Annotated in this window: 18 protein-coding genes; 4 read left to right on the plus strand and 14 right to left on the minus strand. The window is 64.8% G+C overall.

The annotated features are described in order from the left end of the window. Positions 1-13: 13 nt before the first annotated feature. Positions 14-1,261 (minus strand): CaiB/BaiF CoA transferase family protein, encoded by a 1,248-nt coding sequence (locus tag AC0GNO_RS10365; protein WP_034694653.1) that lies wholly within the window; start codon positions 1,259-1,261, stop codon positions 14-16. A 203-nt stretch (positions 1,262-1,464) separates the two neighbouring features. On the opposite strand from AC0GNO_RS10365, the gene AC0GNO_RS10370 reads away from it, so the two are divergent. From AC0GNO_RS10370 to AC0GNO_RS10380, 3 genes are read left to right on the plus strand one after another with little or no spacing between them, the layout of a single operon-like run. After that, the gene (locus tag AC0GNO_RS10370; protein ID WP_008905505.1) at positions 1,465-2,316 is read left to right on the plus strand and encodes an IclR family transcriptional regulator; all 852 of its coding nucleotides are present in this window, start codon (positions 1,465-1,467) and stop codon (positions 2,314-2,316) included. Then, the gene (locus AC0GNO_RS10375; RefSeq protein WP_008905506.1) at positions 2,306-3,067 is read left to right on the plus strand and encodes an enoyl-CoA hydratase-related protein; all 762 of its coding nucleotides are present in this window, start codon (positions 2,306-2,308) and stop codon (positions 3,065-3,067) included. Before AC0GNO_RS10370 ends, AC0GNO_RS10375 begins: the two co-directional genes overlap by 11 nt. A gap of 1 nt (position 3,068) precedes the next feature. Next, positions 3,069-4,481, plus strand: a complete 1,413-nt coding sequence (locus tag AC0GNO_RS10380) for an MmgE/PrpD family protein (protein WP_008905507.1) — start codon at positions 3,069-3,071, stop codon at positions 4,479-4,481. A gap of 417 nt (positions 4,482-4,898) precedes the next feature. On the opposite strand, the gene AC0GNO_RS10385 is transcribed toward AC0GNO_RS10380, so the two are convergent. The 9 genes from AC0GNO_RS10385 to AC0GNO_RS10425 all read right to left on the minus strand — a co-directional run bounded on the left by AC0GNO_RS10385 (position 4,899) and on the right by AC0GNO_RS10425 (position 15,746). Next, on the minus strand, positions 4,899-6,020 hold the full coding sequence (locus AC0GNO_RS10385) for an IS5 family transposase (RefSeq protein WP_472903935.1): 1,122 nt from the start codon (positions 6,018-6,020) through the stop codon (positions 4,899-4,901). Positions 6,021-6,101: 81 nt separating this feature from the next. Beyond that, a complete protein-coding gene (locus tag AC0GNO_RS10390; protein ID WP_472903936.1) occupies positions 6,102-7,175 on the minus strand; it encodes an ABC transporter permease in 1,074 nt (357 codons plus the stop codon). A gap of 2 nt (positions 7,176-7,177) precedes the next feature. Continuing rightward, positions 7,178-9,934 (minus strand): ribosome-associated ATPase/putative transporter RbbA, encoded by a 2,757-nt coding sequence (rbbA, locus tag AC0GNO_RS10395; protein WP_008905498.1) that lies wholly within the window; start codon positions 9,932-9,934, stop codon positions 7,178-7,180. Continuing rightward, the gene (locus AC0GNO_RS10400) at positions 9,931-11,034 is read right to left on the minus strand and encodes an HlyD family secretion protein (RefSeq protein WP_034694564.1); all 1,104 of its coding nucleotides are present in this window, start codon (positions 11,032-11,034) and stop codon (positions 9,931-9,933) included. The genes rbbA and AC0GNO_RS10400 overlap by 4 nt, the downstream gene beginning before the upstream one ends. Positions 11,035-11,452: 418 nt before the next feature. Continuing rightward, positions 11,453-12,271, minus strand: coding sequence for an alpha/beta fold hydrolase (locus AC0GNO_RS10405; protein WP_008905496.1), 819 nt, complete (start codon positions 12,269-12,271; stop codon positions 11,453-11,455). Between the two features lie 44 nt (positions 12,272-12,315). After that, positions 12,316-13,548: an acyl-CoA dehydrogenase family protein gene (locus tag AC0GNO_RS10410; protein ID WP_008905495.1), complete on the minus strand. Its 1,233-nt coding sequence runs from the start codon at positions 13,546-13,548 to the stop codon at positions 12,316-12,318. A 16-nt stretch (positions 13,549-13,564) separates the two neighbouring features. Continuing rightward, positions 13,565-13,966, minus strand: a complete 402-nt coding sequence (locus tag AC0GNO_RS10415; protein ID WP_034694630.1) for a Zn-ribbon domain-containing OB-fold protein — start codon at positions 13,964-13,966, stop codon at positions 13,565-13,567. A gap of 5 nt (positions 13,967-13,971) precedes the next feature. Beyond that, the gene (locus AC0GNO_RS10420) at positions 13,972-15,141 is read right to left on the minus strand and encodes an acetyl-CoA acetyltransferase (RefSeq protein ID WP_008905493.1); all 1,170 of its coding nucleotides are present in this window, start codon (positions 15,139-15,141) and stop codon (positions 13,972-13,974) included. Positions 15,142-15,263: 122 nt separating this feature from the next. Continuing rightward, positions 15,264-15,746: a MaoC family dehydratase gene (locus AC0GNO_RS10425; RefSeq protein WP_008905492.1), complete on the minus strand. Its 483-nt coding sequence runs from the start codon at positions 15,744-15,746 to the stop codon at positions 15,264-15,266. 128 nt (positions 15,747-15,874) lie between these two features. Between AC0GNO_RS10425 and AC0GNO_RS10430 the strand changes: the two genes are divergently transcribed. Then, on the plus strand, positions 15,875-16,684 hold the full coding sequence (locus AC0GNO_RS10430) for an SDR family NAD(P)-dependent oxidoreductase (RefSeq protein WP_008905491.1): 810 nt from the start codon (positions 15,875-15,877) through the stop codon (positions 16,682-16,684). An 8-nt stretch (positions 16,685-16,692) separates the two neighbouring features. On the opposite strand, the gene AC0GNO_RS10435 is transcribed toward AC0GNO_RS10430, so the two are convergent. Genes AC0GNO_RS10435 through AC0GNO_RS10450 form a run of 4 tightly spaced genes read right to left on the minus strand, consistent with a single transcriptional unit; the run spans position 16,693 to position 21,093 of the window. Further along, positions 16,693-18,198, minus strand: a complete 1,506-nt coding sequence (locus AC0GNO_RS10435; protein WP_008905490.1) for an AMP-binding protein — start codon at positions 18,196-18,198, stop codon at positions 16,693-16,695. 20 nt (positions 18,199-18,218) lie between these two features. After that, on the minus strand, positions 18,219-19,091 hold the full coding sequence (locus AC0GNO_RS10440; protein ID WP_008905489.1) for an alpha/beta fold hydrolase: 873 nt from the start codon (positions 19,089-19,091) through the stop codon (positions 18,219-18,221). 22 nt (positions 19,092-19,113) lie between these two features. Further along, positions 19,114-20,340, minus strand: coding sequence for an ABC transporter substrate-binding protein (locus tag AC0GNO_RS10445; protein WP_472903937.1), 1,227 nt, complete (start codon positions 20,338-20,340; stop codon positions 19,114-19,116). A 51-nt stretch (positions 20,341-20,391) separates the two neighbouring features. Next, entirely contained in the window at positions 20,392-21,093 is a 702-nt protein-coding gene (locus AC0GNO_RS10450) for a transglutaminase-like domain-containing protein (RefSeq protein WP_008905487.1), read from the minus strand.

The following is a 21,093-nucleotide window of genomic DNA, read 5'->3' on the forward strand; positions in this document are numbered from 1 at the left end:
AATGCCGGGGCACTCATGCTGACAACTCCGCATCGGTGAGGAACGGAGCCGCTGCGCCACTGCCCAGCAAGGACGCCAGCGCGCTGGCATCAAAGCCGCATTCGCGCAGTACCGATTCGGTGTGCTCCCCCAGCCGCGGCGCGGGCGCCAGCTTGCTGACGTCGTAACCCACCCATCGCGCCGGCGCGCCAAAGGTGCGCATCACCCCTTCGCTCGGGTGCTCGACCTGGCGGAAGAAGCCCACCGCCGCCAAGTGCGGGTCATCCAACAGTGATTCGACGGTGTTCAGGGGCACCGCCGGCACATCGATTTGTTCGAACAGCGCCATCCAGTGCGCGGTGCTTTGCACGCGCAGCGTCTGGCCCAGAAAGCCGTACACCTCGTCAATGTGGCGGGTTCGACTGGCCAGGTCGGCGAAGCGCGGATCGACCCGCAGATCGTCACGCTCGATGGCGTGCAGAAAACGCTGCCAGTGGCCGTCGTTGTAGACCAGCGCGCAGATGTAGCCGTTGCTGGTTTCGTAGGGTCGGCGCCCGGGCGACAGCAGCCGCACATAGCCGGTGTCACCACTGGGCGGCTCGAAAGTGCGCCCGTAGAGGTGGTCCGACAGCACCACGCTGGCCATGGTTTCGAACATCGGCACGTCAATGCGGCAGCCGCGTCCGGTGCGCTCGCGCCCGTACAGCGCCATGGCCACGCTGTGCGCCGCATGCAGGCCGACCATGCGGTCGGCAATCGTCAGCGGCACGTAGCGCGGCTCGCTCGCCCCGCTTTGCTGCTGCAAGGCGGCAATGCCGACCGCGCCCTGGATCAGGTCGTCATAGGCCGGGCGGCCAGCGTAGGGACCGTCCTCGCCGTAACCGTACACGCCACACCAGATGATGCGTGGATTGATCATCGAGATGCTCTCGTAGTCCAGCCCGAGCCGGGCGATGGAGGCCGGGCGCAGGTTATGCACGAAGACATCGGCGCCTTCGATCAGGCGCCGCATCGCGGCCGCGCCCTGCGGCGATTTGAGGTCGAGCGCCACGCTGCGCTTGTTGCGGTTCAGGTGCAGGAACAGCGGACCCATGCCGGGATGGCGTCCGGGGCCAATCCAGCGTGTTGAGTCGCCCTCAGGAGATTCGATCTTGATCACGTCCGCGCCATGGTCGCCCAAAATCTGGGTGGCGTAGGGGCCCATCAGTACCGCGCTTAGATCAATTACCCGCACGCCCGACAGCGGCCCCGCAAGTGCCGCCTGGTCTTGTTTATTCGTCATATGTGTCTCCTCCGGTCAAGTCGGGGCCTCCTCCAAAAAGCGCTGCCAGTAAAACCCGATTGACGGCTGTACATGCTAACGCTATTCTTATAATGAATCAGTAATTCCGATATCAGAACCTTCAGGAACCCCATCCAATGCCCATGTCAACAGCATCACGGCGGGAGCGAACGGGTGTCGCACCCGGTGCAGACGGGTCGCCCATGGCAGTGACACGCGTGCTGCGACTGCTGCGGATACTGGCCGACCACCCTGCCGGCTTGGCCCTTACCCCCTTGTGCATGGTGATGAATGCTCCGAAGACCAGCGTGCTCTCGCTGTTGCGCGGTCTCACGGTGCATGGCTACCTGCAGCGCAGCAATGAGGCGTATGGACTGGGTCCTGAGTCGTTCGCACTCGGGGCGTCTCTGGTATCGGCCCGCTCGCTCGACGTTGTGGCCCTGCCCTTCCTGCGGGAAGCGGCGGAGCGATCCGGTGAGACCGCCCTGATCGCCAGAATCGACCGCGCCGCGGATCGGCTGGTCTACAACCCGATCATCGAGAGCACCCGCGCGATTCGATACGCCGTGCCAGTCGGCACGACACGGCCGCTGTTTGCCTCGTCCGCCGGGCGTGTGCTGCTCGCGTTCCAGGACGAGGCCTGGCGGCGTGACTACCTGCGTCGGGCTGATCTGCGGGCCATGACCGAGCACTCGGTCACCGACCCGGCGCAACTGGCGCGCCTCATCGAGGCGGCCCGGCTGAGCGGGCTGGCGGTCACATTCGGCGAAGTGACGCCCGACGTGGCCGGCTTTTCAGCCCCGATCTTCGAACCCGATGGGCGCGTGAACGCGGCGCTGATCATCGCAGCGCCGATCGAGCGCGGTCGCGCCGTCGCCGATGCGCTGCAGCACCTGGTGATGGAACTCGCCGCCAGCATCTCGAGGGCACTCGGCTACCGTGCGGGATCGCAATCGCGTGAAGTGGCAACGAATCAAGCCAGACCCATACCCCAGACTCGCCGCTCGCGACAACAGGCACAACTTAAAAAGGAGACACCCCCCCGTGAACAATGAACTGCTATACGAAGTGAACGACGGCATCGCCGTCATCACCATCAACCGGCCCGAGCGTCGCAATGCGCTGAGTCGCGCCGTGCGCGAAGGTTTTTTCGAGGTCTGGCGCCGCTTCGAAGCCGACGGGCAGGCCCAGGTGGCCATCCTCACCGGGGCCGGTGACAATTTCTGCGCCGGCATGGACCTGGTGGAGGCCGCCGACACGCAACTGCGCATCCCGCCAGCGGGCTTCATCGCCGTGCTCGGCGACAACATAGAGGTCACCAAGCCCGTCATCGCCGCCGTGCAGGGCTATGCCTATGCGGGCGGTTGGCTGCTCTCGCAGATGTGCGACCTGTGCGTGGCCGACGAGACCGCCAAATTCGCCATCACCGAGGCCAAGGTCGGGCGCGGCATGCCGTGGGCCGCGCCGGTCATCCACATGCTGCCACAGCGCATCCTGATGGAAGTCGCGATGACCGGCGACCCGCTGACCGCGCAGCGCGCCTATGAACTCGGCTACATCAATCGCCTTATGCCCAAGGGGCAAGCTTTGCAAGGGGCTAAAGAGCTGGCGGCCCGGCTCATGGCCAATGCGCCGCTGACGGTGCGCGCGGCCAAGGAAATGGTGCGCTTGTCCACCGAGATGGGCCGCACCGCCGCGCTGCGCGCCTCCAACCGAGCGTTCGATGCCGTCTACCTCAGTGAAGACGCCCTGGAAGGCCCGCAGTCTTTCCGGGAGAAGCGCAAACCGGTCTGGAAGGGGCGCTGACATGAACGTGATCTCGATCAGAAAAGCCACACCGTCGGCCACTGTCCCAACCGACGGCCTCTCACGGGAACTGGCCGCGCGCAGCGCTGCCCTGTGCTACACCGATCTGCCGCAGGACGTGCGCCTGCGGGTCCGGCAATGCCTGCTCGACTGGATCGGGGTGACGCTGGCTGGCGCGTGCGAGCCACTGGTGCACATGCTGGCCGAGGAAGCCCGTGAACAGGGCGGCCATGCCCAGGCCACCGTCGTCGGGCACGCCATGACGACCTCCAGCCGGCAGGCAGCGTTGATCAATGGCGCGGCCTCGCACACGCTCGATTACGACGACGTCAACATGGCCTTCACCGGCCACCCCTCGGTGGTCCTGGTCCCGGCCTTGCTGGCCTTGGCCGAATCGCGCGGCGCCAGCGGACGCGACTTCATGACGGCCTTCGCCGCCGGCTACGAAACCATGTGCCAGCTGGGGTTGGCGTGCGGCGACGCACAGTATTCCAACGGCTTTCACACCACGGCCACGCTGGGCACGCTCGGTGCTGCCGCCGCCTGCGCACGCCTGCTTCAGCTCGACGCCGATGACACCGCGACCGCGCTGGGCATCGCCAGCACCATGGCGGCCGGGCTGAAATCCATGTTCGGCACGATGTGCAAGCCCCTGCATGCCGGGCGCGCCAGTGCCGACGGCCTGCAGGCGGCCCAGTTGGCCGCGCGTGGCTTCACCAGCCGTGCCGATGCGGTTGAATGTCCGCAAGGCCTCATCGCCACGCACGGGGGTACCGCATCGCTGGAAGCGGCCTTGGCCACGCCAGAGGGCGGCTGGCATCTGCGCCACAACCTGTTCAAGTTCCACGCCGCCTGTTACGGCACCCATGCCGCCATTGAGGCCGCGCGCCACTTGTGCCTGCAACACGCGCTGCGGCCTGATGACGTGCTCCGCGTGACGGTGCGTGCCAGTGCCGCCAGCGAGGGCGTGTGCAACATCGCAGATCCGCGCACCGGGCTGGAGGCCAAGTTCAGTCTGCGTCACACGGTGGCGATGGTGCTGGCCGGGGTTGACACTGCCGGACTGGACGCGTTCAGTGACGACGCTGTATGCGCGCCCGAGGTGGTGGCGCTGCGTGATCGGGTGCAGGTCTTGCTCGTACCCCAATGCTCGGACCTCACCCTCAGCGAGGTAGTGATCGAGACCCAGATCGGCACTGTGCTGCGCCAGCGCCACGACAGCGGGCGCCCGGCCAGCCACCTGCTGGAGCAGCAGCAGCGCCTGGAGGAAAAGTTTCGCCGGCTGGTGAAGTCCGTGCTCACACTTGACGAGAGCGACGAGCTGATCGACCTGGTGGCACGGCTAGACGAACTGACCGACCTCTCGCCGCTGGCAGGCATGCTGGCTCGCCAAGCGTGCTCTGATCGGCCCTAACAGGCTGTTGAAATTCCCCCGCGTAAACACTGTTGGCTCAGTTGCGCGGTGCTGATACCTTATGGACGTTTGAGGCAGAGCACGGGGCATCGATGCGCTGCGCGCTGTGCCTGAGCCAGGCCGACCTGCCAAGTTTGACAAGGCGCCACAGGCAGCGCTACGCGCGGCCCGCTTGCCAAGTCCGACTGATATCAGTCCACACATCACAATGCCAGCGACCGGCGGAATCGGGTCAAGGCCGCGACGAAAAATGTTGCCCCTATGGCCGTTAGCAGGCTGCTGAAATACCCCACGCTGAAGCCACCCCCATCAGTGCAATGAGGCAGTTTCGGTCGATTGGGTGTGTCGCGGTCGCGCAAAGCGTCATCCAAGGGGATGTTTTACGTGTTTGAAGGGCCTTTTCCCCGTATTTGACGCTCATTGCGCCCCCTGCAGACGGACTTGTCCCAAGGTGCGCATGCGCACCAGGTTGTACGCCGCCATGGTCATCACGAAGACTTGGCCGACGCTCTTAATGCCACGTACCATCACTTGGCGAATCGGGCCGATGAACTTGCCCCAGCCAAAGCCTTGTTCGATGCGTTTGCGCTTTTGTTGTGAGATGGCGTAGCCCTCGCTGGTGGCGAGCTCATCGGGCACGGCCGATGATCTGCCCGCCTTGTTTTGCGCGACATGCGGCGCGACCTTGATGTCTTGCAAGGCCTTGATGAACTCGGCCGCGTCGTAGCCCTTGTCCGCACCCAAGGTGATTTCGCCTTCGGGGTTGGCCGCGCGCGCATCGCCGATCATCAGCTTGGCCGCTTCGCGCTCGGCGTAGCCATCGGCTTGCGTGACCATCGCGCCCACCACCAGACCGTTGCGGTTCTCCATCAACGTGTGTCCCATGAAGCGCAGCTCGCTGGCGGTCTTGCCTTTGCGGTACAGCCTGCTGTCGGGGTCGGTACTCGATTCGTGTGTCTCGTTGCTGCGGGGTTTGCCTCGGAAGTCACCGCCACCGCCACCGCCACCGCCACCGCCACCGCCATCAGCATCGTCACCACCGTCCTTGGGCACGAAGCTCTTGTGCCCAGCCCAGGCCTGGATCAAGGTGCCGTCCACGCTGAAGTGCTCCTTGGACAGCCACTTCTTCTTGTCGGCCTGTTTGAGCACCTCGTTGAAGAAGACCACCACCGCTTCGTGTTCGATCAAGCGCTGGCGGTTCTTGCTGAACACCGTGGGTACCCAGGTTGCATCGTCCATCGACAGACCAATGAACCATCGAAACAGCAGGTTGTATTGCGTCTGCTCCATCAACTGCCTCTCGGAACGAACGGAGTACAGCACTTGCAGCAGCATGGCGCGCAACAGCTTCTCGGGTGCGATGCTGGGACGTCCGCCCTTGACGTCGTCTTCATACATCCGGGCGAACAGCCCGCCCATCTCGGCCAGCGCCTTGTTGACCATCGTGCGGATGACTCGCAACGGGTGATTCCCTGGCACGAAGTCGTCGAGCTTCTTGAGGGTGAACAGGCCTTCGGTGTAGGTGTCAGCGCCGCGCATGAGGGAGTCGTTTCGAGGTGACGGGATGTGCCCCTACTGTGCCACGACACACCGTTTCGAGCGACTTGCCTATGAGGTATTTCAGCAGCCTGTTAGGGCCAGCAGGGTCGGCCACACGATGGACATCCCGGCCCCTCGATAAAGCACCGCCTGAGCCAAGCTCACGAAGTGCGTCGTCGGTGCCAGCAGCATCAAGGTGCGCACCGCCTCGGGCATGCTCTCGCGCGGCGTGGCGCCGCCCGAGAGCATCTGCAGTGGCAGCAGCACCAGGATGATCAGCAGCGCCAGCTGCGGCATCGAGCGCGCCACGGTGCCCAAAAAGATGCCCATCGAGGTGGTGGCGAACAGGTGCAGCGCCACGACCAGCATGAACAAGGCGAGCGCGCCGCCAATGGGCATCTCCAGCACCCCCTGCACCATAATGCGAAGCGACAGCAGGGAGGCCAGCAGCACCACGGCGCCCATCGACAGCACCTTGGCCAGCATGATCTCGACCGGACGAATGGGCATGACCAGCAGGTGCTCCAGCGTGCCGTGCCCGCGCTCGCGGATCAGCGCGGCGTCGGCCAGGATGATCGACAGCATCGTGACCATGTTGATCACTTCCATCACGCCGGTGAACCACGCACTGTTCAACGTGGGATTGAAACGCATGCGAACGGCCAGTTCCACAGGCGACGCAGCCGCAGCGCGCTCGCCCTGCACGAACTCCTGAAGCTCGAGCTGGATCATGTTCTGTACATAGCCGGTGCCCACGAAGGACTGGCGCATCTGCGTGGCGTCGACGTTCAGTTGCAGGGCCGGCCGGCGGCCCGCGACCACGTCGCGCTGGAAGCCCGGTGGAATGTCGAGCACGAAGCTGTAATGTCCGGTGTCCAGGCCCGCGTCCATCTCCCCAAGCGAAATGAGATCCGGTGTCAGGAAGTCGGGCGGGTAGAAAGCCGAGATGAGACGCTGAGACAGCACGGTCTGGTCTTCGTCCACCACCGCAATCGGGGCGCGCACCAGGCGGTCCGGCATGGCGGTGGCCGCCGTGTAGATGGCGCCGCTGAAGGCCCAGAGCACGAACACCAGCAGCAAACGGTCGCGCCACAGGCTGCGCAACTCCTTGCCGGCAAGCTGCAGCACGATATGCCAGGAAAGCTGCGGCGTCATCATCAACGCTCCTGCTTGCGTAACAGCAGCATGCTCAGCACGAGCAGAACGGGGCCAGACAGTGCGAGCGGAACAAAAAGTGCATGCAGGTCGGCGAAGCCGAGGGCTTTGGAGAAGGTGCCGCGGCTGATGGTGACGAAGGGCGCGGTCGGGTAGATTTGCCCCATCAACGCCGAGAACCCCTCCAGCGTCGAGACCGGATTCAGGATGCCGGAGAACTGGATCGCGGGCAGCATGGTCGCCAGCGCCGTGCCGAACAGCGCTGCCAGCTGGCTGTTGGTGAAGGCGGACATCAGCAGCCCAAGACCGGTCGCCGCGAACACGTAGAGCAGCGCTGCCAGTGTCAACGTGGCCAGACTGCCGGTGAATGGAACGCCGAACAGCGTGACCGCCATCAGCGTCAGCAGCGCGAAGTTCACCATGCCTGCGGCCACATAGGGCAGTTGCTTGCCGAGCAGGAACTCCAGCTTGGTCACCGGGGTGACGTAGAGATTGGTGATCGAGCCCATCTCCTTCTCGCCGACCACGGCCAGCGCGGCCAGCATCGAGGGGATGAAGATCAGCAGAATCGGGATCACCGCTGGCACCATCGAGACGATGCTGCGCACGCCCGGGTTGTAACGGTAGCGCACCTCCACGCTGGCCGGCGGCCGCGTGTCGATGCCGGCATCATTCAGTCGCCCGGTCACGAAGCCGGCATGCAGGGCCTGCACGTAGCCCGAGACGATTTCGGCGCGCATCGGCATCGCGCCGTCGATCCACACGCCCACCGTGGCGGACCGCCCGCGGGCCAGGTCGGCCCCGAAACCGGGCGGAATCTCCAGGGCCAGAGCCAATTCGCCGTTGCGCATGCGGTGGTCCATCTCGGCATCGTTGGCGAGCGGTGCCTGTTCGACGAAATAGGGCGAACCCGACAGCTCAAGCGTGTAGGCCCGGCTGGCGGAAGTGGCGTCGCGGTCGAGCACGGCGTAGCGCAGGTCCTGCACGTCGAGGCTGATGCCGTAGCCCATGATGAGCATCAGCAGCACCGAGCCCAGTAGCGACATGGCAAGACGGATCGGGTCGCGAAGCAACTCCAGCGTCTCGCGCCGGGCGCAGCTGAGCAGGCGATGGTGGCTGAACTGGCGCTGGGTGCGGGCGACGGCTTTGGCTGTCGCCGCCCCATCATGGCGAGTCCCGGCCTCGGCAATGTGCGCGGCGGCCTCTGTCTTCGCGGCAGGGTCCTGCGCCTGGGCGTCCTGCAGCCAGGCCACGAAGCTGTCTTCCAGCGAGCCGCCGCCACGCGCGCGCGCCAGCTCGGCAGGCGTACCGCTGGCCAGCACGCGACCTGCGTGCATCAGAGACACGCGGTCGCAACGTTGCGCCTCGTTCATGAAGTGGGTGGAGACAAAGATCGTAACGCCATCACGTCGCGACAGGTCGATCATCAGCGCCCAGAAGTTGTCGCGCGCCACCGGGTCCACGCCCGAGGTCGGCTCGTCCAGAATCAGCAGTTCGGGCTCGGGCATGACCGCTGCGGCCAGTTGGAGGCGCTGCCGCTGGCCCAGCGGCAGCGTCATCGGCAAGGCCTCGGCCGACTCGCGCAAGCCGAAACGGTCCAGCAAGGTGTCCACCCGATCGGCAATGCACTGCCTGCCGAGGTCGAAGAGCTGGCCCTGCAACTCCAGGTTCTGGCGCACCGTCAGGTCGCGGTAGAGCGAGAAGCCCTGCGACATGTAGCCCACCCGCCGTCGCACGGCCATGTCGCGCGCGTCCAGCGGCTCGCCGAACAGGCGCGCGCTGCCTTCCGTGGCAGGCAACAGGCCCGTGAGCATCTTCATCGTCGTGGTTTTGCCGCAGCCGTTGGACCCCAGAAAACCGAATATCTCGCCGCGCTCAATGCGAAAGTTCACCCGGTCCACAGCGGTAAAGTCGCCGAAGCGGCAGCTCAGGTCCTGCGCCTCGATGGCGATATCGTGTGCCCCGCCCGGGCGCGGCGGTACTACCAGCGCCTGATGGCCGCCGCGCGATGCTGCCGGCAGCATCGCGACGAAGGCATCCTCCAGGCTGGCGCAGCCGGTGCGCTGCAGCATCTCGGCGGGCGTGCCGACCGCCAGCACCCGGCCAGCATGCATGGCCACCAGGCGGTCGAAGCGCCCGGCTTCCTCCATGTAGGCCGTGGCCACGAGCACGGTCATGCCGGGGCGAAGGGCGCGGATGCGGTCGATCAGCACCCAGAACTGGCGGCGCGACAGCGGGTCGACGCCGGTCGTCGGCTCGTCCAGGATCAGCAGGTCCGGGTCATGGATCAGCGCGCAGCACAGGCCGAGCTTCTGCTTCATGCCGCCGGACAGCTTGCCCACGGGTCGGTCGGCGAAGGGCAGCAGACCCGTGCTGCCCAACAGTTCGACAATGCGGGCCTCGCGCTCGCGCTGACCGTGGCCGAACAGGCGGCCGAAGTAGTCGAGGTTCTCGCGCACCGACAGCGTCGCGTAGAGGTTGCGCCCGAGCCCCTGCGGGTTGTAGGCGATGCGCGGGCAGACGCGGCGCCGATGCGCGGGTCGGGCCAAGTCGCCGCCAAGCACGGTGACGTGGCCGCTTTGCAGCGCGCGGGCGCCCGCCACCAGCGCCAGCAGCGTGGATTTGCCGACGCCGTCAGGACCGACGAAGCCGATGATCCCTCCCACGGGCAAGACCAGGTCAATGCCATCGAGGGCCACGACGCCGCCATAGCGGTGACCAACGCCCTGCACACGCACCGCAGGCGGATCGCCTTTCATCGCGCGTGCTCAGAAGCCGCCGGGACAGCTTCCGGCACATTCACTGACAACTTCGGAGGCCATGGCTCAGCGCCGACGCGAACATAGGCCATGCCCGGCAAGCCGGTCTTGACTTGCTCGCGATGGTGGCCAAGCAACGCCGGGTCGATCCGCGCACGCACCTTGAAGACCATCTTCTGCCGTTCGGACTGGGTCTCCACGGTCTTCGGCGTGAATTGCGCCACGCTGGCGACAAAATCGACCTGGGCCGGGATGACCAGGTTCGGCGCCGCGTCCAGCACAAGCCGCGCTTCGGCACCGATGGCCACGCGGCCAGCGACGGTTTCGGGCAGAAAGAAACTCATGGTCACGTCGGCCAGATCCACCAGCGTCACCACGCGCCCGCCCCCGGCGAGCATTTCGCCGGCATGGGTCAGAACGGTTTGCACGCGTCCGGCGCGCGGCGCGCGCAGCACCGCATCCGCGATCTCCACCTCCATGCGATCAACGGCCGCCAGTGCGGACTCGATGGCGGCCTCGGACTCGACAATCTGTGACCGTGCGACAAGCACCCCTGACTCGGCCTCGATGCGCTGCGATTTCGCCGCGCTCAGCGCAGCGCGGCTGGACTGCACGCGCACGTTGGCTGCGTCGAGCTGCTGGGCCGAGATGAAATTCTGCGCCACCAGTTCCGACGTGCGTCGCAGTTCCTTCTCGGCCAGGGCGAACTCGGCTTCGCGCTGCAAGATCAGGGCCGCCACGGTAGATACCGCTTGCTGCCTCTGGCGCACCAGCGCAGTCGCCGTTTCCCGCGCCGTGCGCGCCTGCCGCTGCTGGGCCTGGGCTCCGCGAAGTTGCGCCTCCAGCACTCGCGTGTCCATTCGCGCGATCTCGTCACCGGCAGCAACGAAGTCGCCCTCGTGCACACGCAGGCTCTGCAAGCGCCCGCCCGACTTGGCCGCCACATCGAGCGTCGTGGCCTCAAGGCGACCGTTCCCCCCCACAATGCCGTCTGGCAAACGGTCGGGGGCTGCCCAGCGCCAAGCCACGACGACGCCGGTGACGATCACAGCAGTGATCGCATACATGAAAGGCTTTTGCCAGCGATCAGGCAATTGCAAGGGAGGGACAATATTCCAAGTGTTTCGTTGATTGTAAGTTTGCTGCGGGCCCGAACCTTGACCGATCACAAAGGGTGCGAAAACGTCAAGCAACCGTCACCAGAGCGATCTGCGAGCCGCCAACAATGCCCATGCCTGCGGGAAGCCAACGCTGTGTACGGTGTCGGCATTTTTGATGGCACTGCGTGGGCACTTTCTTCCAGAATCGCTCGTGTCTATGCTGTTATTTGCAACGGCATAACGATCAGCGCGCTCAATGGCTTCCATAGATGTATCGGCGCGACAACGGCAGGGTGTTGGCCAGCTGGCCGGGCTTGCGATCCACGTTCTGGTAGATGGCCACGTCGTCGTAATCGAATGCATGGGCGCAGTGGGGCCGTGCACCCAGATCCGTGCTCCCTGATGCCTCTCATCGGACTTACCCTTTGTCGTTGGCCGGGGCGGTGTTGTTCATACGGTGAAGCAAGCGCTGCAACACGTCCATGGTCTCCCTGCGGGCGCGCTGCTGCGGGTGGTGGCCAACTCCAGGCAGCGCCGTCACTTCAAGCGGCATCAGACCATGACGAAACAAGGCCATCGCGCTGGGCCGCCAGCCATATTCATCGTCATTGCCGAACAACACGGAAACTGGACAACGCACGGCGGCAAGCTCGGCGCTCATGTCCCATTGAAGTGCCTGCGGGCTGGCCCAGGGCTCGTACCAGCCCCAGAACATGGTGTCGGTGTTGTCGCCATGGTGGCGCCGAAGTTTTTCACGCAGGCCGTCTTGCTCAAACGCGCGCCGCGCGACGGCCATTGCATCCACCATGAACTGATCCACAGCCATGGTTGGCGAGCAAGCCAGAACGCCGCATACCAGCTCAGGATGCGCCGCCGCAGCCAGCACCGACATGGCTCCTCCATCACTGTGGCCGAACATCAACGCCTCTTGGATTCCGAAGTGGCGCAACACCTCGCCAAGCACCGGCCCGGCCTCTTCACGCCGGTAACTGGGCTCGCGCCCACCCACCAGACGCTCGGATCGCCCATAACCATACCGGTCATAGGCCAGCACCGGCCAGCCGCTGGCTTCGGCCAACCCCTGAGGCAGATCTTTCCAGGTGGTGATGCAGTCCAGCCCGCCATGCATCATCACGATGCTCGGCTGCCCGTTGCCCACATCACCCCAGGTGGTGGCTGCCAGCCGATGGCCTCCCGCAAACAGTTCGTGTTCCTTCATTTCGTGCTTTTTCATCATGTCAATCTGCCTCCGGGTTGGGCATTGCAGAGGATCCACACAGCCTACAGGTCGGCCTGTCCAGTCAGCAACTGGCGCGCGACGGTGCGGCGCTGGATTTCGCCCGTACCGTCGGGTATGCGCATCACGCGGGCGAAGCGGTAGCCCTCTTCCAGGCGCAGTTCGTTGGTCAGGCCCATGCCGCCGTGGATCTGGATGCTGCGGTCCATCACGCGCCCCAGCATCTCGGTCGAAAATGCCTTGACCATGCTGACCTGCGCGGTGACGGCGCGGCCGCTGTCCAGGCGCCAGGCACAGTTCTGGATCATGGTCTTGGCGGCGTAGATGTCCATGGCGCTGTCGGCCAGCATGAGCTGGATGGCCTGGTGCTCGGCAATGGGCACGCCAAAGGTATTTCGCACCTTGGCATAGTCCACAGCTTGGTCCAGCGCCCATCGGGCCAGGCCCAGGCAAGATGCCGCCATGCCCATGCGCCCGGCGTTGACGCCGTCCATGGCCACCGCCAGTCCGCGCCCGACTTCGCCGAGCCGGTGGTCGTCGCGCACACGCACGCCGTCGAGCACGATGACGCCGGTGTCGCCGCCCAGGTGGCCCATGGTGTTGATGATGCGCGGCACGGAAAAACCGGGCACGCGCGTGTCGACGAAGAAACCGGTGACGCCGCCCTTGTGGCGCGCCGCGGCTTCGGGGTCGGTCAGCGCGAACACCATGGCGTAATCGGCGTAGGGCGAGTTGGTGATCCACTGCTTGGTGCCGGTGAGCACCCATTCGTCACCGTCGCGCACGGCGCGGGTTCGCATGCCGAATACATCGGAGCCTGCATCGGGCTCGCTCAGACCAAAGCACAGGGTCTTGTCGCCGCTGGCGATGCGATCGCGGTATTGCGCGAAGATGTCCGGCTTCAGGTGCCGCAGCACCGGCGACAGACCGTTGGTGAAGGGCGATGGCAGCACCACCGTCTGCACAAGAGGCTGGGCCGGACCCACGCGGTGGTTGAGCACCTCCTGCACATGGGCCATGACCTGCGCGCCCTGCCCGCCGCCGCCCAGTGTTTCGTCGCCAAACAGAGTGTAAAAACCCAACTCGGCCGAGCGCTTGCGCACCTGCTGGCGCAGCGCCAGCGCCTCGGGCACATAACGACCGCTGGCATCGAACAAGCTGCGTTCGCTGCCCAGCAGGTCGTGGTGGCGCTGCTGCAGCGGCAGCACTTCGCGTTCCACGAAGCGCAGCACTGCCTCGGCAATCGCCACGGTATCGGGATCGATGGTGAAGTCCATATGGGAAACCTCGGCGCTACAACAGCCGGAACTTCGGCAGCGTGACCTCGTCGGTCACATCGTCGTACTGCACCGTCACACGCTGGCCGATGCGCACCGCCTCCACATCGTCGGTGACGATGTTGGTCATCATGCGCGCGCCCTCGTCGAGGTCGATCACCGCCACCACGTAGGGGGTGTCGGCCTTGAAGGCCGGACCGGCCGGCCGACGCGCGATGGTGTAGCTGTAAATGGTGCCGGTGCCGCGCGCATCGACCCATTCGACGGCGTCGGAATGGCAGTGCGGGCACAGGACGCGCGGATAGAAATGGTGCTTGCCACAGTCATGGCAGCGCTTGAGTGTCAGGCGATGTTGTTTCAGGGCGTCCCAATAGGAGCGGCTCTCGCCATCGATGACGGGCAGGGGTTTGTCGTACATGGTGTTCACCGGGTGGAGAGAATGCAAGTGGCACCGCTGGAGAGCGTGCCGCCGGTGCCGTGGACCAGGGCGGTCACGGCGTCCTGAATCTGGCGCGGGCCGCATTCACCGCGCAACTGGCGCACCGCCTCGATCAGCAGGAAGATGCCGTACATGCCTGGGTGTGCGTAAGACAGACCGCCGCCGTTGGTGTTAAGCGGGAATACACCGCCCGGCGCGGTGCGCTGGTTGGCGACAAAGGCTCCACCCTCGCCACGCTTGCAAAAGCCCAGCGCTTCGAGCGTCAGCAGCACGGTGATGGTGAACGAGTCATAGACCTCAACCACGTCAATGGCGTCATGCCGGATGCCCGCCATGGCAAAGGCGTCCCGACCGGCCACTTCGGCGGCCGTCAGGCGCGCTAGGTCGGCCATGGCGGCGATGGTCCAGTGGGTGTGTGATTCGCCGTAACCGCGCACGAACACCGGCTTGCGACCGAGCGCCTTGGCGTGCTCGGCGGTGGTCATGACCACCGCGCCACCACCGTCGGTGACCAGACAGATATCGAGCAGGTGCAGCGGGTCGGAGATCATCGTGCTCTGGAGCACATCCTCGATCGACAGCGGCTCGCGCATGGTGGCCGCCGGATTGAGCGCCGCCCACTTGCGCGTGGACACCGCGATCTCGGCCAGCTGCTCGGAGGTGGTGCCATATTCGTGCATGTGGCGCTTGGCCGCCATCGCATAGCCGCCCACCGGCGTGGGCATGCCCCAGGGGGTTTCGTACTGCATGGTCAGCACCGCCGGGCGCCCGGCGAGGTTTCGGCTCATCTCGCTCTTCTGCAGGCTACCGTAAGTGATCAGCGCCACCTCGCAGCGGCCAGCCTCGATGGCGGTGGCGGCATGCGCCACATGCGCCTCGAAGGCCGAGCCGCCGATGTTGGTGCCGTCGACGAAGCGCGGCGTAATCCCCAGGTACTCCGACAGCGTCACGGTCGGCAACTGGCCCGGGCCGGGCACCCCCCACATACCGGCGGTCAGCAACCCATCGACTTCGTGCATGGCGATGCCGGCGTCCTTCAAGGCGTCGCGGGCGACCAGCGCCTGGGCCTGCAGGACCGACATGGGCGCAAGGACCTTGCCGTCCTTCAGTGGCAGGTCGGCAACGCCGACGATCACAGCTTCTCGTTTTGTCATATGTAGAAATCTCCTGGTGTTGGATATCCCGGTCTGTGCGGTCTGTACTATTGATCCGGCCATTTGACGTCGCGAGTCGTGGACGGGCTGCCACAGGCAAACGACTCACGAAAGTTCAAAATTCATGGAGCCGGAGCAGCAGGCAAAAAAGTAATGGTTTCAGTGAAGTCGGCAATGGTTTCGCCACGCTGATTGATCACCAAATGTTGCAACTCCATCAGGGTATAGCCGCGCGAGGTCGTGGGGAGCAGTCGGGCCTCCCCTTCGACATGAATGGTGTCGCCCGGAAACAGCGCACCGCGCAGGCGTGCCTGTACGCCGGTCATACCGCCGAACGGGCCAACCTCGCGCCCTTCCAGCACCTGCTTGATGATTTCGGACACATAGGTTGCCAGCAGCCCCATGCCGAGCGAAATGACCATCGGGCCGGGCGCAAAGCGGCTGCGATGCGATCCGGTCATGTTCTCCCGGATGTACTCCATGTCGATAAAAAATGGTTCATGCAAGCCGACCACATTGACGAAGGTGACGATGTCGGTTTCGGTGATGGTGCGTCGGTGCGTCTTGAAATGATGCGACTTGGCGCTGTCGGTCAGGTTGGCCATTTTGAAGTCCGGTGATTGATGGGTGGTGATGGATGAAAGTGGTTCTCTGCGGGCAATCCTTCTATCGGCCTGGCCCGCTGTTTTGACATAATTGGGTTTTTATGTCGTCTAGCGCAGGAGAACAGCGGATGAACCCAGCACCCTTGCCTGGCGGTCAACTTCAGGGCCAGATCGCCCTCGTCACCGGTGCCACGGCCTTCATCGGTCGTGCCATTGCGCTGGAGTTGGCGCGGCGCGGCGCGCACGTGATCGTCAACGGCCGCAATCCCGAAGCCGGACAGGCAGTGATCAACGAGATCGCTGCGAACGGCTACTGCGCCGCGTTTGAACAAGCCGACCTGACCCATAGCGACGCGGTTCGTGCCATGGTGGATCGAGTTGCCGAGCGCCACGGTCGCCTTGACATCCTGGTGGCCAGCGGCGCAGGCGCCAGTGCCGACTCGCCGTCCTTTCGCCTTTTCAAGGAAATGAGCAACGGCGACTTCGACAACTACATCCGCGCCCACTGGCTCACCCGCGCATTTGCGATCCAGGCTGCCGCCCGCGTCATGGCACTGCACGGCCGCGGCAAGATCGTCGCGGTGGGCACCGACGCGGGCCGCGTGGCCACGGTCGGCGAATCCTTCATTGGCGGCGCCACCGCCGGCATGATGCAGATGTGCCGCGTGCTGGCGCGTGAACTGGGGCGCGACGGCATTCGGGTCAACGCGGTGGCGATGAGCTACATCTGGGATGCCGAGCCGCGCTGGGGCCCGGGCTCGCCAGCGCTCGAAGGCGGTCACGGCAAGGACATGATCGAGAACCTGCGCAAGCGCATGCTGTTCCCCGTGCACTGCCAGGACATCGCCAACGCGGCGGCGTTCTTGGCCGGACCGGAGTCCGATGCCATCACCGGCCAGACCCTGAGCGTCAACGGCGGTTTGAGCACACCGGGCTGACATGGCCATCAGGCGCCACCGTGCGCGGCCTTGACGGCCGCGCGGTCAATGCTATCGGCACCGCCCAAGGGGAGTGCCGGTACAAACACCACGTGCTTGGGTTTTTTGTAGCGTGCGATGCGACCGCCCACAAACTCGATCAACTCCTCGGCACTCAGCGTGCACCCTGCCTTCAGCACGCAGACCGCCTTGACCGCCTCGCCCCACTGAACGTCCGGCACACCGAGGACCACCACCTGCGCCAGCGCCGGGTGCTCCAGAATGGCCCGCTCGACTTCAGCCGGATAGACGTTCTCGCCCCCCGGCTTGATCAACTCCTTGGCCGGTGAACGCCCGCTGTACCAAAGGTAGCCCTCGGCATCGATGCGCCCCATGTCGCCCGTGTGGTGCCAGCCGTTGCGCAGCGCGAAAGCGTTGTCTGCTTCGCAGCGCCAGTAGCCCTGGAACACCATCGGACCCCGCACCACGATCTCGCCGGTGGCGCCGGTGGGCAACGGGCGGTCCAGTTCGTCCACCACTGCGACCGTGTTCAGCGCGGTGGGCCGCCCGGCGCTGCCGGGGCGCTCGTCAAATGGCGCCAGACTGACCGAGCCCGAGGTCTCGGTCTGGCCGTAGGCACTCCAGAAAGTCGCCTGGGGGCAGGTGGTGCGCAAGCGCGCGATGGTCTCGGGCACGTCGATTCCCGACACCACGCGCAGGCTGTCCAGTGCCGAGCCCTGGGCCGCTGCGGCGTCCAGCAGGGCGCCCAGCATCGGCGGGAAGGTGCCGATCAGGCTGCCGCCGTCCTCGTCGATATGCTTGACCAGGCTGGGCGGATCGAAACGTGTCAGCAGCAGCGTCGCCCCGCCCGCCTGCTGCGTGGCCAGCATGAAGCCGATGGCGGCCACGTGAAACAGCGGCAAGACGCCCAGATTGACATCTGAAGTGGTCAACTGCCAGGCCAGTTGCGTCTGCAGGCTGGCGGCGATCAGGCCGCGGTGCGAGAGCAGCGCGCCGCGCGGCCGCCCGCCCACGGCGGCGGTGTGGATGATGACGAGCCCCTCATCGTCATTCAGATCGGCGGGCGGCACGGTGCGATCGAGATACAAGGCGCTGACGGGTTGCCAGGGCGCTGGCGCGACGCCCAGCGTGTAGCGCAGCTTGTCGTCCAGGCCGCTCTGCGGCAGCAGGGCCTGGAACTCATCGGCGACGATCAGCACCCGCGGCGCCACGTCCTCGATGACATAGGCCACCTCCTCGGCCGACAGCCGCCAGTTGATCGGCACCACGATCACGCCCAACTGGGCGGCTGCGCCGAACAGGTCGACATATTCCAGGCAGTTGGGGGCCAGTATCGCCAGCCGGTCACCCTGGCCCACGCCTGCGGCCGCCAGACCAGCCGCCAGGCGCGCCGTGCGCTCGGCATACTGGGCGTGCGTGACCCGCTGATCGCCGAACACCAGGGCGGTGTTCGATCCGTACAAACGCGCGTTGCGCTTGATGAGATCGTGCAGCGTAAAAGATCGCAAACTCATTCCATGCTCCTCGTTCAGATTCAGCTTCGACTCGCCGGAGGTGGCGCCGGCGGCATTACTTCGTGCAGAAACGCCGCCACGCTGGCGGCGAAGGCGTCGTTGGCATCACCGGCGATCATGTGGCCGGCGCCCTTGAGGTCGACAAAGCGCGCCCGCGGCAGGGTTTGCACCAGGGCGCGCGCATCTTCTTCGCTGATCACGTCGCTGCGTTGGCCGCGCAGCAGCAGGGTGGGCGCCTGCAGACCGCGCAAGGCGCGCTCGTAGCCCTCCGCGTCGCGCCGGTGGTTGTGGTTGGCCTCGCTCATCAGTTGCGGGTCCCAATGCCAATTCCAGCGGCCTTGCACATTCATACGCAGGTTCTTCTTCAGGCCCTCGATCGGTCCTTCCATTGGCCGCCCACGGTAGTCAGCGATGTGTTGCGCGGCTTCTTCCAGCGACGCAAAACCATCGGGCCGCGCCCGCATGAAACTGACGATGCGCTCGACACCGGCTTCTTCCATGCGCGGCGCAATGTCCACCAGCACCAGCGCGTTGATCGGCGGCGCATCGACGCGGCCGACTGCGGCCATGCTGATGAGGCCGCCCAGTGAAGCGCCGACCACCGCCAGCGGCGTGCCCAGTTCGCGCCAGATGCAGCACATGGTGTCGGCCAGCGTCTCGATGCGGTAGTCGCCATCCGTGGCCCAGGCACTGTCGCCGTGGCCCGGCAAGTCCAGCGCCACGGTGTACCAGCCGGCATCGCCCAGCACCTGCGCCGCCTTGCCCCAGGCATGGCGGGTTTGCCCGCCACCGTGCAGCAGCAACACCGCTGGAGCGCCGACCGGGCCATACACCTCAGCGACGAGGGCTCCCCCGTCGAAAGCAAAAAACTCTCGCCGCTCAGTAACGCTCATGTGGAAGGTTTGTTTCTTCATTTCAGTAGACAAATAGCGAGCCGCCGGGCTTGATCATGGTCATCTCAACATAGGTCGAACCATGATGCTTTTCCGGACCAAAACGCAAGACATAGCCCCCAAGATCCATGTTTTTTGCACTTTCGATGGCGCTCATGAACTTCTCACGGGTCAGGTCCGGCCCTGTGAGCCGGAGCGCTTCAACGAAGGCTTTGGCCGAAACAAACCCCGTCATGGATGCATAGCCGACGTGCTTGTCCTTGCCGTTGGAATTCATCAGTTTGTTGAATTCGCGCGACACGCCGAGCTTGTTGGAGAACGGCGCCGGCATCGTCTGGGTGACGATGATGCCAGTCGCGTCCTTGCCGAACTGATTGACCAGGAGATTGGTGTCCGCCACCGACAGCAGCAGCAGTTGTGCTGCTACTCCGGTCTTCTTAAACTCGCGAATGAATTCGATCGTCGCCTTGCCGGCCGTCGTCAAAATGACCGCTTGCGGTCGCGCGAGAGCAATTGTTTGCGCCGCAACTGCGGCGTCCCGAGCGTCCGTCGCGATCGCCGCACTCGCTATCGGGGCTACTTGTCGGTCCTTCATAGCCGCCTGCACGCCCGCAAGCCCCTCCTGTCCGAAAGCGTTGTTCAGGTATGCGACGGCGATGGACTTGATCCCTGTCGTCGTCAAATGCTGAACCATTTTTTCTGTTTCACTACCGTACGAAGCCATCACGGTGAACAGATACCGGTTCGGCGTGCGGCGCAGGCTGTCTGCTCCCGTGAACGGCGCAAACAATGGCACACGGTGTTGCTCCAGTAGCGGCAGCACACCGGTGACATTGGCCGTTCCCAAGTTCCCGACCAGCGCGAATACCTTGTCCTCACCAATCAATTTTTCGGTATTGGCCAGTGATCGTTGGGGAACATACCCGTCGTCCATTAGCACGAGCTTCAACCGGCGGCCGAAGACCCCGCCACGGCGGTTCACCTCGTCGATGTACGCCTTGAAACCTTCGCTGAAATCGTTGCCGATTTCTGCAAGCGGCCCGGTCAGCGACACACTCTGACCGATCAGGACGGTCTGTGCTGTTACGCCAGTCTCTGCTCGCGCAAGCCCGGTCCCCAACAGCGTCACACAAAGCGCGGCAATAACCTGCACAGCTTGCAGGGTTGCCCGCACGTTTGGCAGCCGAAGCTGAAGCCCCGACCGAGGATCGCTCAACGCGTTTGCGAATTTCGATTTGCTCAGGTTCATGGCTATCTCTTTTTGGCTGTTTAAAAATTTTGTCAACTCACTTCATGGTGATCACGATCCCGAGCCCACTTCTTGTTCAAAGTCGGCACCATTGCCTGCAACCTGACCCCAGTCGGCGAAGCTCTTGTAGTGCTCGCGCCACGTGGCCAGCAGTTCCTCGCGCGGCAGATCGGCGTAGGCGCCGCGGTCCTGCACATACTCCATGTGACGTCGGCCGCTGACATCAAATTCATGAAAGACCGAATCGGCGCTGCCGTCGAACTCCAACGGGTGGATACCGGCTTTCTCGCACAAGGAGCGGTTGAAAGCGGGCGTTGCCTTGAGCCACTGGCCGTCGACCCACAGCTCGGTGTAGCCATGAAAGACAAACAAGTCGGTGCCCATCAGGTCTTGCAGGCGTTTGCTGGTCAGGTGGTTGCGAACGTCGGCATAGCCCACCCGTGCCGGCACGCCCAGCACACGGGCAGCCGCTGCCAGCAACGCCGCCTTGGGCACGCAAAAGCCACGCCCAGCCTCGATCACGTGGCTGCCCTTCAAGCCCTCGACCGTGGTGTCAAAGTAGTAGGGGTCGTAGAGAAACTCGTCGCGCACGGCGTAATAGAGCTTGACCGCGATCTCGCGCGGCGTCAGGCCGGGGTCGGCCACCCGGCGCGCGAACGCGATCACCGCCGGGTGATCGCTGTCCACGTAGCGGCCGGGCGCGAGATAAGCCGACGGATCGTTCGTGTTTGTGGTTTGCGTCGTCGCGTCCAT

Source organism: Hydrogenophaga sp. L310, from assembly GCF_055703065.1.

Bases quoted from the DNA above. Each gene is read 5' to 3' on its own strand.
- AC0GNO_RS10440 (WP_008905489.1), bottom strand. From the start codon at position 19,091: ATGAGCGTTACTGAGCGGCGAGAGTTTTTTGCTTTCGACGGGGGAGCC.
- AC0GNO_RS10380 (WP_008905507.1), top strand. From the start codon at position 3,069: ATGAACGTGATCTCGATCAGAAAAGCCACACCGTCGGCCACTGTCCCA.
- rbbA (WP_008905498.1), bottom strand. From the start codon at position 9,934: ATGAAAGGCGATCCGCCTGCGGTGCGTGTGCAGGGCGTTGGTCACCGC.
- AC0GNO_RS10405 (WP_008905496.1), bottom strand. From the start codon at position 12,271: ATGATGAAAAAGCACGAAATGAAGGAACACGAACTGTTTGCGGGAGGC.
- AC0GNO_RS10445 (WP_472903937.1), bottom strand. From the start codon at position 20,340: ATGAACCTGAGCAAATCGAAATTCGCAAACGCGTTGAGCGATCCTCGG.
- AC0GNO_RS10420 (WP_008905493.1), bottom strand. From the start codon at position 15,141: ATGACAAAACGAGAAGCTGTGATCGTCGGCGTTGCCGACCTGCCACTG.
- AC0GNO_RS10430 (WP_008905491.1), top strand. From the start codon at position 15,875: ATGAACCCAGCACCCTTGCCTGGCGGTCAACTTCAGGGCCAGATCGCC.
- AC0GNO_RS10435 (WP_008905490.1), bottom strand. From the start codon at position 18,198: ATGAGTTTGCGATCTTTTACGCTGCACGATCTCATCAAGCGCAACGCG.
- AC0GNO_RS10365 (WP_034694653.1), bottom strand. From the start codon at position 1,261: ATGACGAATAAACAAGACCAGGCGGCACTTGCGGGGCCGCTGTCGGGC.
- AC0GNO_RS10370 (WP_008905505.1), top strand. From the start codon at position 1,465: ATGGCAGTGACACGCGTGCTGCGACTGCTGCGGATACTGGCCGACCAC.
- AC0GNO_RS10390 (WP_472903936.1), bottom strand. From the start codon at position 7,175: ATGACGCCGCAGCTTTCCTGGCATATCGTGCTGCAGCTTGCCGGCAAG.
- AC0GNO_RS10450 (WP_008905487.1), bottom strand. From the start codon at position 21,093: ATGGACGCGACGACGCAAACCACAAACACGAACGATCCGTCGGCTTAT.
- AC0GNO_RS10425 (WP_008905492.1), bottom strand. From the start codon at position 15,746: ATGGCCAACCTGACCGACAGCGCCAAGTCGCATCATTTCAAGACGCAC.
- AC0GNO_RS10410 (WP_008905495.1), bottom strand. From the start codon at position 13,548: ATGGACTTCACCATCGATCCCGATACCGTGGCGATTGCCGAGGCAGTG.
- AC0GNO_RS10385 (WP_472903935.1), bottom strand. From the start codon at position 6,020: ATGCGCGGCGCTGACACCTACACCGAAGGCCTGTTCACCCTCAAGAAG.
- AC0GNO_RS10415 (WP_034694630.1), bottom strand. From the start codon at position 13,966: ATGTACGACAAACCCCTGCCCGTCATCGATGGCGAGAGCCGCTCCTAT.